Source organism: Diaminobutyricibacter sp. McL0608 (assembly GCF_039613825.1).
Lineage (GTDB): Bacteria > Actinomycetota > Actinomycetes > Actinomycetales > Microbacteriaceae > Diaminobutyricibacter.
The window spans coordinates 3,039,585-3,055,866 of record NZ_CP154826.1; the positions used below are offsets into that span (position 1 = coordinate 3,039,585).

The 16,282-nt window shown below is 66.8% G+C and carries 15 protein-coding genes; 2 read left to right on the forward strand and 13 right to left on the reverse strand.

Annotated features, from left to right (window positions below; translation table 11 throughout):
• Nucleotides 1-29: 29 nt before the first annotated feature.
• The 7 genes from guaA to AAYO93_RS14530 form a co-directional block, all read right to left on the reverse strand.
• Nucleotides 30-1,616 carry a glutamine-hydrolyzing GMP synthase gene (guaA, locus tag AAYO93_RS14500; protein ID WP_345761879.1) on the reverse strand — a complete coding sequence of 529 codons (1,587 nt, stop codon included), beginning with the start codon at nt 1,614-1,616 and terminating at the stop codon, nt 30-32.
• Between the two features lie 22 nt (nt 1,617-1,638).
• Nucleotides 1,639-2,097 (reverse strand): DUF3817 domain-containing protein, encoded by a 459-nt coding sequence (locus AAYO93_RS14505; protein ID WP_345761880.1) that lies wholly within the window; start codon nt 2,095-2,097, stop codon nt 1,639-1,641.
• A gap of 4 nt (nt 2,098-2,101) precedes the next feature.
• Nucleotides 2,102-2,962, reverse strand: coding sequence for an SURF1 family cytochrome oxidase biogenesis protein (locus AAYO93_RS14510; protein WP_345761881.1), 861 nt, complete (start codon nt 2,960-2,962; stop codon nt 2,102-2,104).
• Nucleotides 2,959-4,311 (reverse strand): cation:proton antiporter, encoded by a 1,353-nt coding sequence (locus AAYO93_RS14515; RefSeq protein WP_345761882.1) that lies wholly within the window; start codon nt 4,309-4,311, stop codon nt 2,959-2,961. The genes AAYO93_RS14510 and AAYO93_RS14515 overlap by 4 nt, the downstream gene beginning before the upstream one ends.
• 3 nt (nt 4,312-4,314) lie before the next feature.
• Nucleotides 4,315-4,851 carry a cation:proton antiporter regulatory subunit gene (locus AAYO93_RS14520; RefSeq protein WP_345761883.1) on the reverse strand — a complete coding sequence of 179 codons (537 nt, stop codon included), beginning with the start codon at nt 4,849-4,851 and terminating at the stop codon, nt 4,315-4,317.
• Between the two features lie 123 nt (nt 4,852-4,974).
• A complete protein-coding gene (locus AAYO93_RS14525; protein ID WP_345761884.1) occupies nt 4,975-6,714 on the reverse strand; it encodes a glycerol-3-phosphate dehydrogenase/oxidase in 1,740 nt (579 codons plus the stop codon).
• A gap of 33 nt (nt 6,715-6,747) precedes the next feature.
• The gene (locus tag AAYO93_RS14530) at nt 6,748-7,866 is read right to left on the reverse strand and encodes a GuaB3 family IMP dehydrogenase-related protein (RefSeq protein ID WP_345764896.1); all 1,119 of its coding nucleotides are present in this window, start codon (nt 7,864-7,866) and stop codon (nt 6,748-6,750) included.
• A gap of 121 nt (nt 7,867-7,987) precedes the next feature.
• On the opposite strand from AAYO93_RS14530, the gene AAYO93_RS14535 reads away from it, so the two are divergent.
• Nucleotides 7,988-9,139, forward strand: a complete 1,152-nt coding sequence (locus tag AAYO93_RS14535; RefSeq protein WP_345761885.1) for a MalY/PatB family protein — start codon at nt 7,988-7,990, stop codon at nt 9,137-9,139.
• A gap of 13 nt (nt 9,140-9,152) precedes the next feature.
• On the opposite strand, the gene AAYO93_RS14540 is transcribed toward AAYO93_RS14535, so the two are convergent.
• The 4 genes from AAYO93_RS14540 to groES all read right to left on the reverse strand — a co-directional run bounded on the left by AAYO93_RS14540 (nt 9,153) and on the right by groES (nt 13,834).
• A complete protein-coding gene (locus AAYO93_RS14540) occupies nt 9,153-10,841 on the reverse strand; it encodes an ABC-F family ATP-binding cassette domain-containing protein (protein WP_345761886.1) in 1,689 nt (562 codons plus the stop codon).
• A gap of 85 nt (nt 10,842-10,926) precedes the next feature.
• A complete protein-coding gene (guaB, locus tag AAYO93_RS14545) occupies nt 10,927-12,429 on the reverse strand; it encodes an IMP dehydrogenase (RefSeq protein ID WP_345761887.1) in 1,503 nt (500 codons plus the stop codon).
• Between the two features lie 62 nt (nt 12,430-12,491).
• The gene (rarD, locus tag AAYO93_RS14550; protein ID WP_345764897.1) at nt 12,492-13,400 is read right to left on the reverse strand and encodes an EamA family transporter RarD; all 909 of its coding nucleotides are present in this window, start codon (nt 13,398-13,400) and stop codon (nt 12,492-12,494) included.
• 137 nt (nt 13,401-13,537) lie between these two features.
• Nucleotides 13,538-13,834, reverse strand: coding sequence for a co-chaperone GroES (gene groES, locus AAYO93_RS14555; protein ID WP_345761888.1), 297 nt, complete (start codon nt 13,832-13,834; stop codon nt 13,538-13,540).
• 130 nt (nt 13,835-13,964) lie between these two features.
• On the opposite strand from groES, the gene AAYO93_RS14560 reads away from it, so the two are divergent.
• Entirely contained in the window at nt 13,965-15,155 is a 1,191-nt protein-coding gene (locus AAYO93_RS14560) for a class I SAM-dependent methyltransferase (protein ID WP_345761889.1), read from the forward strand.
• Between the two features lie 74 nt (nt 15,156-15,229).
• On the opposite strand, the gene AAYO93_RS14565 is transcribed toward AAYO93_RS14560, so the two are convergent.
• Both AAYO93_RS14565 and AAYO93_RS14570 read right to left on the reverse strand, forming a co-directional pair.
• Nucleotides 15,230-15,811 carry a DUF4190 domain-containing protein gene (locus tag AAYO93_RS14565; protein ID WP_345761890.1) on the reverse strand — a complete coding sequence of 194 codons (582 nt, stop codon included), beginning with the start codon at nt 15,809-15,811 and terminating at the stop codon, nt 15,230-15,232.
• A 51-nt stretch (nt 15,812-15,862) separates the two neighbouring features.
• Complete coding sequence (locus AAYO93_RS14570) at nt 15,863-16,210, reverse strand: DUF4190 domain-containing protein (protein WP_345761891.1); 348 nt, start codon at nt 16,208-16,210, stop codon at nt 15,863-15,865.
• Nucleotides 16,211-16,282 lie beyond the last annotated feature (72 nt).

Below are 16,282 nucleotides of genomic sequence, written 5' to 3' on the forward strand. Positions count from 1 at the left end.
GATTCGTTCCGCACCGGCCTCCTTTTCGCCTACTCCCACTCGATGGTGCCCGGCGGCTTCGACGTGACGTCGAGCACGACCCGGTTGACCCCGGCGACTTCGTTCGTGATGCGGTTGGAGATCTTCGCGAGCACGTCGTACGGCAGACGTGTCCAGTCGGCGGTCATCGCGTCTTCGCTGGAGACCGGACGCAGGACGATCGGGTGCCCGTAGGTGCGACCATCGCCCTGGACGCCCACTGATCGCACATCGGCCAGCAGCACGACCGGGCACTGCCAGATCTCGGTGTCGAGGCCTGCCGCCGTGAGTTCGGCACGCACGATGGCGTCGGCATCACGAAGCAGGTCGAGACGCTCCGACGTGACCTCGCCGACGATACGGATTCCGAGGCCCGGGCCGGGGAACGGCTGGCGCCCGACGATGGCCTCGGGAAGCCCGAGCTCGCGGCCGATGGCGCGCACCTCGTCTTTGAAGAGCGTGCGCAGCGGCTCCACCAGGTCGAACTGGAGGTCTTCCGGCAGCCCGCCCACGTTGTGGTGGCTCTTGATGTTCGCCGTGCCCGTTCCGCCACCCGATTCGACGACGTCGGGGTAGAGCGTACCCTGCACCAGGAACCGGATGGGGTCGCCGTCTGCAGCCGCTTCGGCGACGAGATCGGCCTGCGCCTTCTCGAACGTGCGGATGAACTCGCGCCCGATGATCTTGCGCTTCGTCTCCGGGTCGCTGACACCGCCCAGCGCGGTGAGGAACTGCTCCTCGGCGTCGATGGTCACGAGCCGCACGCCCGTCGCCGCGACATAGTCCTCTTCGACCTGTCGGCGCTCGTCTTTGCGCAGCAGCCCGTGATCGACGAACACGCAGACGAGCTGGTCGCCGACCGCTTTGTGCACGAGGGCTGCAGCGACCGCGGAGTCGACGCCTCCGCTCAGCGCGCAGATGACTTTGCCTCCGCCCACCTGGGCGCGGATGGCCGCGACCTGATCGGCGATGACATTGCCGCTGTTCCAGTCGGCCGGGATTCCAGCCGCGCGGTGAAGGAAGTTCTCGAGCACACGCTGGCCGTAGGCCGAGTGTTTGACCTCGGGGTGCCACTGCACGCCGTACAGCTTGCGCTCGTCGCTCGCGAAGGCGGCCACGGGAGTCGATGCTGTGGAGGCGAGCACGGCGAAGCCCTCCGGCGCCTTGGAGACCGAGTCGCCGTGGCTCATCCACGCCGTCTGTTCTTCTGGCTGACCGTCGAGCAGGATGCCCGCATCGCTCACGGTGACATCGGTCGATCCGTACTCGCGCTGGCCGGTGTGGGCGACTTCGCCGCCGAGGGTCGTCGCCATGACCTGGAAGCCGTAGCAGATGCCGAGCACCGGCACGCCGAGTTCGAGGATCTCGCTGTCGAGCTGCGGTGCGCCCTCTTCGTAGACGCTCGAGGGTCCGCCCGAGAGCACGATTCCCGACGGGTGCTTCGCGGCCACTTCGGCGGCAGTGATCGTGTGAGGAACGATCTCGGAGTAGACGCTCGCCTCACGCACGCGTCGTGCGATCAGCTGCGCATACTGGGCGCCGAAATCGACGACGAGTACAGGACCGGTCGGATTCGCACTGTCGGCGCCGGTGAGCATGTGGGAGAACGCGGAATCGGTGCTAATGGGATGCCTCCACGAGGTTAGCTTCTTCGGCCTCGCGGCCGGCCAGATAGGTTCGCACCTGCTTCGTGATGATCGCCTCGACGAAGAAGGACAGGAACGGGATGACGCCGCCGAGAGCGATCTGCACGAACTTGGCGAAGTTCCAGCGCATCAGGCTCCACAGGCGGAAGTCGGAGAAGAGGTAGACGACATACAGCCAGCCGTGGGCGATGAGGATGCCCGTGCTGAGGTTGATGCCGGTGGCGACCGGCAGGGTTCCGCTCGGATCCCACGGGACGAACGCGAGCACACCGTGGTCGCCGAACGCGTAGAGCTCGTAGTGGAAGCCGTATTTGACGATCATTTCGCTCACCAGGAGGAGCAGCATGATTCCGGTGATGTAAGCGAAGACCTGATAGAACTTCAGGGCCCCGCGGATCTTCGGAAAGTCCTGGGGTTTGGGTGCGAGGGCCATGCGACTAGTTTACGTTCCTGCTGCCTGCGCTCTCGCCGAGAGCGGCCCGCTCGGCGAGCAGCTGCTCGCGTTCCTCGTCTTCTTTCTCCTTGGCGTCTTTCACGAGCCGATACCAGAAGAAGATGGCGAAGCCGGCGAAGATGATCCACTCGGCTGCGTAGAAGATGTTGAGCCAGTTGAGCGTCTGCTGCTGGATGGGAGGCGGCGAGTCGATCTTGTCCAGCCCCGCAGGCGGCGTGCGCTCCACCACGTAGGCCTCGTATACAGCAACGCCGTCGACGCCTGTCCACAGGTTGTAAAGGGCGGCCGAGGACATCGTCGTCATCACGGTCGGGTCGCCCTTGGGATCGGGCACTTCGGGCGCCTCGGTGGGCAGAAGACGGCCGACGACCTCCTGCTGCGCCGCAGGTTCGTTGGCGAGGCGGGCAGCCACTGATTCCGCGGTCACCTTGTCGGGGGCCCATCCGCGTGCGATCGCCAGGGCCACCGGCGCTCCCCCCGGGTCCTTCGGGGCGAGGGTGAAGTGGCCGACCACCCACCAGCCGGCGGTTCCGTGGTTGAGGCGCCCCTGGAGCAACTGGTAGTCCGTCGGGACGAACGACCCGGTGAACCGGACGAGCTGACCGGTCGCGACGTCGGTGATCGGGCCGCCGGGCTTCGCCACCGTGTCGAGCGGGAGCACCGTCTCGCTGGGCGAATCGATGACCTTGCCGGAATCGATGGCCCGCTCGAGCTGCCACTGGCCGAGCCAGGCGAACCCTGCTGCGAGCGCGAGGGCGAGCACGAGTGCCCCGATCCAGCGCGGGCGCAGCATCATCTGGAACAGCGTCGTCTCGCCGCTGCCTGTCGTGTCGCTAATGGTCAATCCCGCTTCCGGTCCCCGCTGGTGTCCTGTTGCTGCATCGCCTGCTCGATCACGCGATCGACCGCCTGCCTGGTGCCCGTATCCGTGGTCGCTGCCGAGTCGAGGTCGGCGGTCGCCGCTTCGACGAGCGCGATCTCCTCATCGAGCATGGGATCGCGTTTCGGCCGTGACCTCTTCTTCGATGAGCCGGTCCGCAAAATCATCGCACCGATCTTCTCGGAGTTTGCTGCGAGCAGCGGCCCGATCACGGCCATGATGAGCACGTAGAGGCCGGCGAACGGCTGGATGCGCGGATCGAGTCCGGCGCTGACCGACAGGGTCGCGAGAATCAGCGCGAACTCGCCCCTGTTCTGGAGGATCACTGTGGTGTTGATGCCGGCCTGCGGTCCGAGCCCGTTGATCCAGGCGACGAACTGGCCGGCGGCGATGTTCAGTACCAGGGTCATACCCACCGCAGCGACGACCGGAACGATCACGGAGGGGAACTGCGCGGGGTTGAGGGCCAGCCCGAAATTGAGGAAGAAGAACGCCGCGAATACGTCTCGGAGCGGGATCGCAATGTGCTCGATCTTGTTTCGATACTTCGTCGCGCCGAGGACGAGTCCGATGAGGAAGGCGCCGATCGCGTCGGTCACGCCCAGGATCTCGCCGATGCCGGCGAAGAGGACCGCGAGACCGAAGAACAGGATCGTGAAGAGCTCGTCGTCTTTCGTTCGGAAGAAGCGAGAGACCACGCGCCCGCCCCAGCGGGCGAGAGAGAACATCACGACCAGGAAGGTGAAGGCGATCGCAAGCTTCGCCACGATCGGCCAGAAGTCGGTCTCCCCGCTCAGCACGACCGAGACGATGGCGAGGTAGATGGCGATGAAGATGTCCTCGACGACGGTGACACCCAGGATCATCGGGGTCTCCCGATTGGCCAACCGGTTGAGCTCGATGAGCAGCTTCGTGACGATCGCACTCGACGACGTGGCCGTCATCCCCGCGATGATCAGCGCCTCGCGGGTGCCCCACCCCACCATGAACCCGAAGATGAGTCCGACGCCCATATTGATGACGACGTAGGAGCCACCCGAGATGATCAGCTTGCCGAAATTGCCGAAGAACTCGTCCTGGTCGAACTCGAGACCCAGGTTGAACAACAGCAGGATCAGCCCGAAGATGGCGATCAGCTCGATGTAGTGCGAGTCGAAGTTGAGGGGGAACCACCCGGTGTGCGGGCTGGCCAGCAGCCCGACGATCATGTAGATCGGTATCGCGGGGAGACCCACCAGCTTGCCGAGACGCCCCAGCACGTACGCCACGAGCAGGAGCAGGCCGAGAACGATGAGGTCTTCGCCGAGATGCATCGACTACCCCCCGGGCGGAGCGTCGGCGGCGTCGGCACCGCGGGTGGGCAGCGCACCGGACCGGAAGAACGCGAAAGCCTTCGCAACCTTCTCCGGTGACCCGGCGACGACCAGTGTGTCGCCGGGGAAGACCTTGAAGTCGGGAGCCGGGGCCGGGTTGGCGGACTCGCCACGGACGACCGCCACGACGGTCAGTCCCACGATTCCGCGCTCGCCGGGCCTGCCGAGCTGCTGCCCCGCGATGTGGTCCTCGTAGTCGACCGTGAACCAGTCGATGCTGAGCCCGGGGATCTGGTCGAGCGCCGTGAGCGACTCGGTGATCTGCGTGCCGCCGAGGAGTTCCGCGAGCGTGTGTGCTTCGTCTTCGTTGAGGCGCAGCGAGACCTTCGTCACATCTGCGCCGTCCTCGTGATCCGAGAACGTGATCAGGTCGCTGTGGCCGGAACGGTGGGCGATGACGCCGACCTTGCCACCGTCGTCTGTAACGAAGGTGTGGAGCACACCGACCCCGGGGAGCTTGACCCGTCGAACGTCAACCATGGTTACGTCTCCAGAAACTTGTGGGGGCAGTACCTCGATCTTACCGGAGGCGCCACAAGCGCTTGCCCGGCCCGGCGGTCTCCCGCCCGGTCCTGGTCCCTCATCCGGAGCTGCGCCGGAGGCTCAGGTGTTGACGATGTCGGGGGCCTCCAGCCGGATCGCTTCCGCGGACTCGTCGTCGGGCTGGAGCTGGCTCGCGCGCTCGGCGGCGACCCGTTGCAGGTAGACCTGCACCTCGTGCTCCTCGCGCTTCGCATCCCACCCGAGGACGGCCGCCATGAGCTTCGCGGCGACCGGTGCAGCCGACACTCCGCGGTCCCAGGCCTCGATCGAGATGCGGGTGCGTCGCGCGAGCACGTCCTCCAGGTGCAGCGCGCCTTCGTTCGACGCCGCATACACGACCTCTGCGCCGATGTAGTCGTCAGCACCGGGCAGGGGCTCACCGAGCGATGGGTCCGACTTCACAAGTTCGAGGAGGTCTTCGGCCATCGTTCCGTAGCGGTTGAGCAGGTGTTCGATCCGGGCGATGTGGAGACCGGTCGTGGCTGCGATCCGTCCGCGGGCGTTCCAGGCGGCCTGGTATCCCTCCGCACCGACGAGCGCGATCTCCTGCGTCGTGCTCTGCGGAATCTTGCCGTCGAGGGCGTCGACGGCTGCGTCGATGGCATCCTTCGCCATGATGCGGTACGTCGTCCACTTGCCGCCCGCGATCACGACGAGCCCCGGCACCGAGTGGGCCACGAGATGTTCCCTCGAGAGCTTGGACGTCTGCTCCGACTCTCCTGCGAGAAGCGGGCGCAGCCCCGCGTAGACGCCTTCGACGTCTTCGCGCGTCAGCGGAACGCCCACCACCGCATTGACGTGCTCGAGCAGGTAGTCGATGTCGGCAGCTGTCGCGGCCGGATGCGCCTTGTCGAGGTGCCAGTCGGTGTCGGTGGTGCCGATCAGCCAGTGCCGGCCCCAGGGGATCACGAACAGCACGCTCTTCTCGGTGCGCAGCAAGAGCCCCATCTTCGACTGGAACCGGTCGCGCGGGACCACGAGGTGGATGCCCTTCGAAGCGCGCACTTTGAACTGCCCGCGTTCGCCGACCATGGCCTGGGTATCGTCGGTCCACACGCCGGTCGCATTGACGACCTGCTTGGCGCGGATGTCGAAACGCTCGTCGTTCTCGAGGTCGTGCGCGCGCACTCCCACGACCCGCTCGCCGACCTTGATGAACCCCTCGACGCGAACACGGCTGGCCACATGGGCGCCGTAATGCGCAGCCGTCCGCGCGAGGTTCGCCACGTAGCGGGCGTCGTCGACCTGGGCGTCGTAATAGGTGATGCCGCCGACCAGTGCGTCGCTGGCAAGGCTCGGGATCGCGCGCATCACCTGACGCTTGGACAGGTGACGGTGATGGGGGACGCCCGGCGGCCGGAGGCCGGTGTACGAGAAGATGTCGTACAGCATCATGCCCGCACCCACATAGGCGCGTTCGATCACGCGCTTCTTGAGGGGGTAGAGGAATCGCACCGGCTTGACCAGGTGCGGTGCGATGCGCTGGAGGAGGAGGCCGCGCTCGATGAGCGCCTCACGTACCAGGCGGAAGTCGAGTTGCTCGAGGTACCGGATGCCACCGTGGACGAGCTTGGACGACCTGCTGGAGGTACCGGATGCGAAGTCGCGCGCCTCGACGAGCCCGACGGTGAGGCCGCGTGTCACCGCATCCACCGCGCTGCCGGTTCCGACGATTCCGCCGCCGACGACGAGGATGTCGAGTTCGGTGTCCTTCAGGGCCTGGATCGCCTCCGCCCGCTCGGCCGGGCCGAGCTTCGACGGGCTGGACAGTGTCTGGCCGGACTGATCCTCCTTGACCATGTCATTCCCTTCCCCGGCCGGACGGCCGTGTATCTAGTGCGCGTGATACGGCGCGACGACGACTTCGACGCGCTGGAACTCCTTCAGGTCTGAATACCCGGTGGTCGCCATGGACCGTCGGAGTGCTCCGACCAGGTTTGCCGTGCCCTCCGCGACGGGTGCCGGGCCGTAGAGGATCTCCTCCAGCGGTGCGACCTGGCCGACTTCGACCCGATTGCCACGCGGAAGCTGTGAATGGTACGCCTCGGTACCCCAGTGCAGGCCGCCGCCGGGCGCATCCGTGGCCCGTGCCAGCGCAGTGCCCAGCATGACCGCATCGGCGCCGCATGCGATCGCCTTCACGATGTCTCCCGAGGTGCCGAGCCCGCCGTCGGCGATGACATGCACGTAACGGCCGCCCGACTCGTCCATGTAGTCACGGCGCGCGCCCGCGACGTCGGCGACGGCCGTCGCCATCGGAGCGTGGATGCCGAGCGTCGCTCGGGTCGTGGAGGCGGCTCCTCCGCCGAAGCCGACGAGTACGCCCGCGGCGCCGGTGCGCATGAGGTGGAGTGCCGCCGTGTAGGTCGCCGCTCCGCCCACGACGACGGGGACGTCGAGCTCGTAGATGAACTTCTTCAGGTTGAGCGGCTCGACGTTCTTCGAGACATGTTCGGCCGACACGGTCGTGCCGCGGATCACGAAGAGGTCGACGCCCGCCTCGACGACCGTCTTGTAGAGCTCCTGCGTGCGCTGCGGCGACAGGGCGCCGGCGACGGTCACCCCACCCGCGCGGATCTCGGCGAGCCGCTGTGTCACGAGGCCGGGATCGATCGGCGCGGAGTAGATCTCCTGCATCCGCGCGGTCGCTCTGTCGGCGGGCAGCTGCCGGATCTCCGCGAGCAGCGGTTCAGGGTCGTCGTAGCGCGTCCAGACACCTTCGAGATCGAGTACGCCGAGGCCGCCGAGCTGCCCCATCATGATCGCCGTCGTCGGCGAGACGACGGAGTCCATCGGAGCGGCCAGGAAGGGGATCGCGAACTGGTACGCGTCGATCGACCAGGAGACCGAGACATCTTCAGGATCTCGGGTGCGACGGCTGGGCACCACCGCGACGTCGTCGAAGGCGTATACGCGGCGGGCACGCTTGGCGCGCCCGATCTCAATCTCCATGCTCACGGATTCAGTCTATGGCGCGGCCGGGATCGAGGGCTCAGAATCCACAGGTGGCCGGACTTGCACAGGTCGTGTGTCCCGGATGCGCGCCCGCGGGCCGGCACGGCAGAGTGGAGGCATGCAGGTTGTCGCCGATCCACTGGCCGAACTCCGGGACCGCACGAGCGAGAAGTGGCCCGCGTTCCCGCCCGATGTGCTCCCCCTCTTCGTGGCCGAGATGGACTATCCACTCGCCGAGCCGATCGCCGAGGCGCTCATCGCCGCAGTGAGACGCTCGGACACGGGGTACATCGGGCCCGACGACGACGTGCAGCGCGCCTTCTGCGCATTCGCGCATCGGCACTGGGACTGGACGGTGCAGCCCGACCGGGTCACGACGACGACCGACGTCAGCGTCGTTATCGTCGAGGCACTGCGCCTGGTGATCCGGCCCGGTGACGGCGTCGTGATCAACCCCCCGGTCTATCCGCCGTTCTTCGACCTGATCCCCAAGGCAAGCGGGCGAGTCGTCGAGGTGCCACTGGCCGACGAGGACGATCGTGGTCTTCGACTCGATCTCGAGGGGATCGAACGAGCCTTTGCGGCTGGTGCGAAGGCCTTCCTGCTGTGCAACCCGCACAATCCCCTCGGCCTCGTCCACAGCGCCGCCGAGCTCCGCGCTGTCGCCGAGCTCGCCGATCGCTACGGCGTCGCCGTGGTGAGCGATGAGATCCATGCGCCGCTGACCCATTCCGACGCAACGTTCACGCCGTACCTCACCGTCTCTGAGGCAGCGCGCCGGCACGGCATCGCAGCGCACTCGGCGAGCAAGGCCTGGAACCTGGCAGGTCTCAAATGCGCCCTCATCGTGACGGCCCACGACGCGATGGCCGCCCGAACGGCGACGCCCCCCAAGGAGGTCGAGGTGCGCACGAGCCTGTTCGGTCGCATCGCGACAGCCGCAGCGCTCTCGTCCGGCGACGAGTGGCGCGCAGGAATGCTGTCCTCGGTCGAGGCGAGTCGTCACCTGCTCGGCGATCTTCTTCGGGAACAGCTGCCCGACGTCGTATTCCGCCAGCCGCATGCAAGTTTTCTCGCCTGGCTCGACTTCCGGCAGCTCGGGTGGGGCGATGACCCGAGTGCGCGCGCCCTCGCCGCCAAAGTCGCCCTGGTACCCGGGACGGAGTTCGGAACGCAGGGCCGCGGCTTCGTGCGCCTGAACTTCGCCTGCTCACCCGAGGTCCTCACCGAAGCGATCGAGCGCCTCGCTACCGCGGCCCGGACCGCGTGAGCAGCGGGTTTCGTCAGCGCTGGCGCTCGACCCGTCGCTCATCCCACACTGGCTCGTCGGACTCGTAGACGCGCCCGTCGTCGCCGAACACGAGGAAGCGGTCCAGGCTCCGTGCGAACCAGCGGTCGTGCGTGACGGCGATGACCGTACCCTCGAAGCGGTCCAGCCCCTCCTCCAGCGCTTCGGCGGAGACCAGATCCAGATTGTCCGTGGGCTCGTCGAGCAGCAGAAGGGTGGCACCCGAGAGCTCGAGCAGGAGGATCTGCAGTCGCGCCTGCTGGCCGCCCGACAGCGTCTCGAAGCGCTGCTCGCTCGACGAGGCGAGCCCGTAGCGGTCGAGCGCACGGCTGGCCGCATCGCGGGCCATCCCGTCGCGTCCCCCGTCCCCACGGTGCAGGATGTCGAGCAGCGTCCGGCCCACGAGTTCGGGATGCTCGTGAGTCTGGGCGAAATACCCGGGAACCACCCGTGCCCCCAGCTTCGCCGTACCCGTGTGGGCCACCGGCGACCCGAGCTGGGCGGCTGAAGCGAGATGTCCCGCTGCCGGGTCCGGATCCGTCCCTCCCGCTGCGAGGAGCCGGAGGAAATGCGACTTGCCCGAGCCGTTCGAGCCCAGCACGCCGATCCGTTCGCCGAACCAGATCTCGGTGTCGAACGGCTTCATCAATCCGGTCAGCTCGAGCTCGACACAGTCGACCACATGGCGGCCGGTGCGCGATCCGGTGAGCCGCATCGACAGGTTCTGCTCCCGTGGGCGCAACTGCGGGGGACCCGCCTCGACGAACTTGGCGAGACGGGTCTGGGCAGCCCGGTACTGCGAGGCGACGTCGTCGTTGTACTTCGCCTTCTCCTTGAGGCGCAGCACCAGCGCCTTCAGTTTGGCGTGCTGCTCGTCCCAGCGGCGACGAAGCTCGTCGAGGCGGTCCATCCTGTCCTCGCGGGCGCGGTGATAGGTGGCGAACCCTCCTCCGTGCGTCCAGACGGTGTTGCCGGCGGCGCCCAGCTCGAGCGTGATGATCCGTCCCACCGCGTTGGCGAGAAGCTCCCGATCGTGCGACACGAGCAGGACCGTCTTCTGGGTCGCCCGAAGTTCCTGCTCAAGCCAGCGTTTTGCAGGTACATCGAGATAGTTGTCCGGCTCATCGAGGAGGAGAACCTGCTCCGGCCCCCGAAGCAGACACTCGAGCACGAGACGTTTCTGCTCGCCCCCCGACAGCGTCTTCAGTTCCCGGTATTGAGCGCGCTCATACGGAACTCCGAGGGCGCTCATCGTGCAGTGGTCCCAGACCGTCTCTTCGTCGTACCCGCCCGCATCCGCGTATTCCGCAAGCGCCGCAGCGTACGCGAGCTGTGTTTCCAGCTCATCGCGTTCGATGATCGCGAGTTCCGCGGCGTCGAGCGCCAGGGCAGCAGAGCGAACGGAAGCCGGCGCCACCGAGACCAGCAGGTCACGAACCGTGCGGTCGTCCCGAGTGTGCCCGACGAACTGGTCCATGACACCGAGACCGCCGTCGATCCCGATCGTTCCCGCATCCGGCCGGAGCTCGCCGCGAACGATGCGCAACAGCGTCGACTTGCCCGCACCGTTCGCCCCGATGAGAGCGGATACGCTGCCCTCGCCGACCCGGAACGATACGTCGTCGAGCAAGGGACGCCCATCCGCCAGCGTATACGAGGCCCCGGACACGTCGATGTAACCCATGGAATTCCTCAGTCGATACGAGCCCCGAAGGGCGCCCGCGTCGAACGAGCCTTCCAGATTACGTCACCTGCCGCGAACGCGCGACCTACCGGCGGTAGTTGGGCGCTTCGACGACCATCTGGATGTCGTGGGGGTGCGATTCCTTGAGTCCGGCTGCCGTGATGCGCACGAACTTGCCGCGCTCCCTGAGCTCCGGGATCGTGCGGCCACCGACGTAGAACATCGACTGGCGCAGACCGCCGAGAAGCTGGTACACGACGGACGACACCGGGCCGCGGTACGGGACCTGACCTTCGATGCCTTCGGCGATCAGCTGCTCATCGCTCGGAACGTCGGCCTGGAAATACCGGTCGCGCGAGTACGAGGTCTTCTTGCCGCGCGTCTGCAGCGCGCCGAGCGAACCCATGCCGCGGTAGTTCTTGAACTGCTTGCCGTTGACGAAGACGAGGTCGCCCGGGCTCTCATCGGTACCGGCGAGCAAGGAGCCGAGCATCACCGTCTCGGCTCCCGCGACGAGTGCTTTGGCGATGTCGCCCGAGTACTGGAGGCCCCCGTCGGCGATGACCGGAACACCGGCGATGCGGGCGGCGAGGGACGCTTCGTAGACGGCGGTGACCTGGGGAACGCCGACTCCTGCGACGACGCGGGTCGTGCAGATCGAGCCGGGACCGACCCCGACCTTGATCGCATCCGCGCCCGCGTCGATGAGCGCCTGAGCACCGCTGCGGGTGGCTACGTTGCCGCCGATGATGTCGACGTGCGACGCGGCGCGCTCGCTCTTCAGGCGTCGGACGATGTCGAGCACACCTGCGCTGTCGCCGTTCGCGGTGTCGACGACGATTACGTCGACGCCGGCGTCGATGAGTGTCATCGCCCGCTCCCACGCGTCGCCGAAGAAGCCGATCGCGGCGCCGACCCGCAGGCGGCCTTCGTCGTCCTTGGTGGCGTTCGGGTATTTCTCGCTCTTGTCGAAGTCCTTGACGGTGATGAGGCCGCGGAGCCGACCGGCCGGGTCGACGAGGGGAAGCTTCTCGATCTTGTGCTGCGCGAAGATCGCCACGGCGGAGTCGGGGTCGATGCCCTCGGGCGCTGTGATCAGCGGCTGGCGGGTCATCACGTCGCGCACCAGCGTCGTGCTCTTCTCGAACGGAGAGACGAAACGCATGTCGCGGTTCGTGATGATGCCGACGAGGGTCCCGTCACCCTCGACGACGGGAAGCCCACTGACGCGGAACTGGCCGCAGAGCGCATCCACCTCGGCAACGGTCGCGTCGGGTGTCGTGGTCACAGGGTTGGTGATCATGCCCGATTCGGACCGCTTGACCTTGTCGACGTGCGCCGCCTGGTCTTCGATCGAGAGGTTGCGGTGCAGGATGCCGATGCCACCCTGGCGTGCCATGGCGACGGCCATGCGGGACTCGGTGACAGTATCCATCGCCGACGACAGCAGGGGCGCGGACACGGTGATGCGTTTGGTGAGACGAGACGACGTATCCGCCTCGCTCGGAATGACGTCGGTGTGCCCCGGAAGGAGCATCACGTCGTCGTAGGTCAGTCCGATGAAACCGAAAGGATCCGTCTGATCCATTTCACCCCTTATTGTCGTCGCTGGTAATCCATGTTAACGGCTCGAGGCTGGGGAAATTCCGACTACGTCAACTCCGCAACCGTGCGCGACTGACGACCGGCCACCACCGCATCCACGGTGAGGATGAGAAGTGCGAGCCAGACGATTCCGAAGCCGATCCAGCGCTCCGGCGGCATCGCCTCGTGCAGGATCACCACACCGACGAGGAACTGGATGAACGGCGCGAAGTACTGGATGAACCCCATGTAGACGAGGGGGAGTCGGCGGGACGCGGCCGCGAAGAACAGCAGCGGGATCGCGGTGATGACGCCCAGGCCGACCAGCAGGACCGTGTGCCATGCGCTGACCGTGCCGAAGGTCAGGCCCGCCATGGCTGCGACGACAATCAACTGGATGATGGCCACCGGCGTCAGCCACATCGTCTCGAGAGTGAGACCGCCGACCGCATCGACCTGGCCGCCGACCCGCTTCTTGATCAGTCCGTAGAGGCCGAATGAGAAGGCCAGGATGAGTGCGATCCACGGAAGCGAACCATAGCCGATGGCGAGCACGATCACTGCGACGATGCTGACGCCGACCGCGACCCACTGAGCGGGACGCAGTCGCTCGCGCTGCACGACGACACCGAGGAACACGGTCACGATCGGGTTGATGAAGTACCCGAGCGCCGCTTCGACGACGTGACCGTTGATGGTGGCGAGCACGTAGGTCTGCCAGTTGACATAGATCAGTGCGCCGGCAAGCCCCATGGTGAGGACGACGCGGCGATTGCGCAGAAGTGCTCCGAACAGCCGCCAGGCGCGGGTCGCCGTCAGCAGGATGGCGCAGAACCCGAGTGAGAAGATCACCCGCCAGGCGACGATCTCGAACGCGTTCGCCGGTGCCAGCGCGAGGAAGTAGATGGGGAGGAAGCCCCACAGCACGTACGCCGAGATCGCATAGACGAGGCCGGAGCGACGGTGACTCGTCAGCGGCTTCCGCGAGTCGTCCTGGCCTGCCTCGGCGCTGGAGGTCGACTCGAGTTCAGGGCTGGACACTCCAGCGATATTACGCCGAAACGGAGAGGGCCCGGATGCTCGCGCATCCGGGCCCCCTCGACGTGGGATCGTCAGCGGACGACCACTGCGAGAACGTCGCGTGCGGAGAGGACGAGGTAGTCCTCACCGGCGAACTTGACCTCGGTGCCGCCGTACTTCGAGTAGATCACCTTGTCGCCGACGGCGACGTCGAGCGGGATGCGGTTGCCGTTGTCGTCGATGCGGCCGGGGCCCACTGCGACGACCTCGCCCTCCTGCGGCTTCTCCTTGGCGGTGTCGGGAATGACGAGACCCGAAGCAGTCATCTGCTCAGCCTCGACCTGCTTGATAACGATGCGATCCTCGAGCGGCTTGATGGAGACCGACACGGTTGACCTCTTTCTTGAACTAAGACTGGAGTTAGCACACTCACACCGAGAGTGCTAAACCGAGTCTAGATGCTGGGTTAGCAGTCCCGCAACGTGAGTGCCAAGACGAGGACGTGCGTACGCTGGGTTCATGGACAGGTCCGAACTCGTCGAACTGCTGTCGCCCGAGGGGCTGCGGCTGCTCGATTCCCTGCCTCCTTACCATTCCAACAGCGACGTCGTGCGCATGGTCAGCGATCTCCGCAAGGCCGGTCATCCACCTGCCCTCGTCGCCGCCGTGCTCACCCAGGCGCGCCTCAGGTCGAAGGCCGCAGGCAAGTTCGGCCCGTTCGCCGGCCGGATGCTCTTCACCGAGGCGGGACTCGAGCAGGCTACCCGACTCTCCGTCGCCGCCCTCCATGCCGGGCGATACGCCGCGGCAGGCCTGTCGCGCGTGGTCGACCTGGGCTGCGGCATCGGCGGGGACGCGATGGCGATGGCTGCCATCGACCTCGAGGTGACGGCAGTCGACGCCGACGAGATCACCGCGGCGATCGCGAGCTACAACCTCGCGCCGTTCGCGAACGCGTCGGTCGTGAACGAGAACGCCGAAGACGTCGAGCTGCGCGGGTTCGACGGTGTCTATCTCGACCCGGCCAGGCGTACGGCCGGCCACGGGCAGACGACCCGTCTCACCGACCCTGACGACTATTCGCCGTCGCTGAACTTCGCGTTCGAGCTCGCGACCGGACGGTCGGTCGGAGTGAAGCTCGGCCCCGGGCTCGACCGCGACCTCATCCCCACCACCGCCGAGGCGCAGTGGATCTCGGTCGACGGCCACCTGGTCGAGATGGGGCTCTGGTTCGGCGCTCTGGCCCGCCCACGCATCCGCCGTTCCGCGCTCGTGGTCGACGCGACGGGCTCACACGAGCTCACGGCGCCGGAGGACAGCGAGGACGTCGAAGCCGGCGAACTCGGCGACTACCTCTACGAACCGGACGGCGCCGTCATCCGTGCCCGCCTGATCGGCGACCTCGCGCGATCGCTCGGTGCTCGCATGCTCAGCGACGGCATCGCCTACCTCACCTCGAGCACCCTCGTTCCGACGCCGTTCGCGTCGGCCTTCCGCGTTCTCGAAACCCTCCCCTTCGCCGAACGCGACCTCAAACGGGCTCTGCGCGAACGCGGCATCGGGACGCTCGAGATCAAGAAGCGCGGGGTGGATGTGGACCCCTCGGCCCTGCGGAAGCGCCTGTCGCTGAGCGGTCGGGAGAGCGCCACCCTCGTACTCACGCGTATCGCCGGCCGCCACACGGCGCTGCTCGTCGACCGGCTCGGCTGAACTGTGAGGCGCGGGGAGCGGAACGGCGAAGGGCCGGACCGCGCGAAGCGTTCCGGCCCTTCAGGCGCTGCGGGTCAGTAGTTCAGATTCGGACTGTTCATCACGCTGAACACGCCGACGGCGAGGATGATGCCGCCGATGATCGTGATCGCGATCCCGACGAACCCGGTGATCAGGCCGGTCAGCCAGAAACCCCTCGCGGCCGGTTCCTTGTTCCGGCCGAGGAAGCCGAGCACGATCGCCGCGATCGAGAAGACGAAGCCCCAGCCGAAGCTGACGATTCCGAGGATGCCGGCGACCATCGAGATGATGCTCAGGACCGGCGATTTCGCGGCCGGCGCCGGGGCTCCGTACGGCTGCGCGTACGGCTGAGCAGGCTGGCCGTACGCCGGCTGACCGTAACCAGGCTGACCGTAGCCGGGCTGGCCATAGCCGGGAGCGGGCTGGCCGTACGCGGGCGGCGCGGGCGGTGGAACCGCTCCCGGCTGCACCGGAGGAGCGGGCTGATACGCCGGGGGAACAGGTGCCGCCGGTGCCGCAGGGGGGACAGGGGGCACCGGGGGCACAGGAGGGTTGCCCTCAGGCGCGGCCGGTGGAACGGCGGGAGGCGGAACGTTCGGTTCTGCCGGTTCGTTCGGGGTGTTCGGATCGGACATGAGCCGATCTCCTTTCGATTGGGGCGGAACGCCTCGGCGGTCCGCCGGCGCTCAGGATGTCTGGGTGGTGATGCCCACGTTGGCGAGGACGACAATGAAGACGATGGCGATGATGATGCCGAGCACGATCGAGATCGCACCGATCCAGATACCGGCAAGAGCGAGACCACGGCCCTTCTCTCCGGTTCTCTTGATCTGGCTGAGACCGATGGCGCCGAGGATGATCGCGATGACGTTGAATCCGAGGATCGAGATCACGAGCGAGATGATGGCGAGAACATTGGTCCCCGGCTGGACGGGCTGCCCGTAGCCCACGGGAGGGATGGGCTGGCCGTACCCGACGGGTGTGACGGGCTGGCTGCTGGGCACTGCGGGCGGTGGCGGTGGTGCGTCACTCATGGACCTGGCTCCTCGATAGCTGAACAAACCCTGTATGCAGCCATCGTGACAGCCCTCGGAGGAGGGTGTCAA

Bases quoted from the DNA above. Each gene is read 5' to 3' on its own strand.
- guaA (WP_345761879.1), bottom strand. From the start codon at position 1,616: ATGCTCACCGGCGCCGACAGTGCGAATCCGACCGGTCCTGTACTCGTC.
- AAYO93_RS14505 (WP_345761880.1), bottom strand. From the start codon at position 2,097: ATGGCCCTCGCACCCAAACCCCAGGACTTTCCGAAGATCCGCGGGGCC.
- AAYO93_RS14515 (WP_345761882.1), bottom strand. From the start codon at position 4,311: ATGCATCTCGGCGAAGACCTCATCGTTCTCGGCCTGCTCCTGCTCGTG.
- AAYO93_RS14520 (WP_345761883.1), bottom strand. From the start codon at position 4,851: ATGGTTGACGTTCGACGGGTCAAGCTCCCCGGGGTCGGTGTGCTCCAC.
- AAYO93_RS14525 (WP_345761884.1), bottom strand. From the start codon at position 6,714: ATGGTCAAGGAGGATCAGTCCGGCCAGACACTGTCCAGCCCGTCGAAG.
- AAYO93_RS14530 (WP_345764896.1), bottom strand. From the start codon at position 7,866: ATGGAGATTGAGATCGGGCGCGCCAAGCGTGCCCGCCGCGTATACGCC.
- AAYO93_RS14535 (WP_345761885.1), top strand. From the start codon at position 7,988: ATGCAGGTTGTCGCCGATCCACTGGCCGAACTCCGGGACCGCACGAGC.
- AAYO93_RS14540 (WP_345761886.1), bottom strand. From the start codon at position 10,841: ATGGGTTACATCGACGTGTCCGGGGCCTCGTATACGCTGGCGGATGGG.
- guaB (WP_345761887.1), bottom strand. From the start codon at position 12,429: ATGGATCAGACGGATCCTTTCGGTTTCATCGGACTGACCTACGACGAC.
- AAYO93_RS14560 (WP_345761889.1), top strand. From the start codon at position 13,965: ATGGACAGGTCCGAACTCGTCGAACTGCTGTCGCCCGAGGGGCTGCGG.
- AAYO93_RS14565 (WP_345761890.1), bottom strand. From the start codon at position 15,811: ATGTCCGATCCGAACACCCCGAACGAACCGGCAGAACCGAACGTTCCG.
- AAYO93_RS14570 (WP_345761891.1), bottom strand. From the start codon at position 16,210: ATGAGTGACGCACCACCGCCACCGCCCGCAGTGCCCAGCAGCCAGCCC.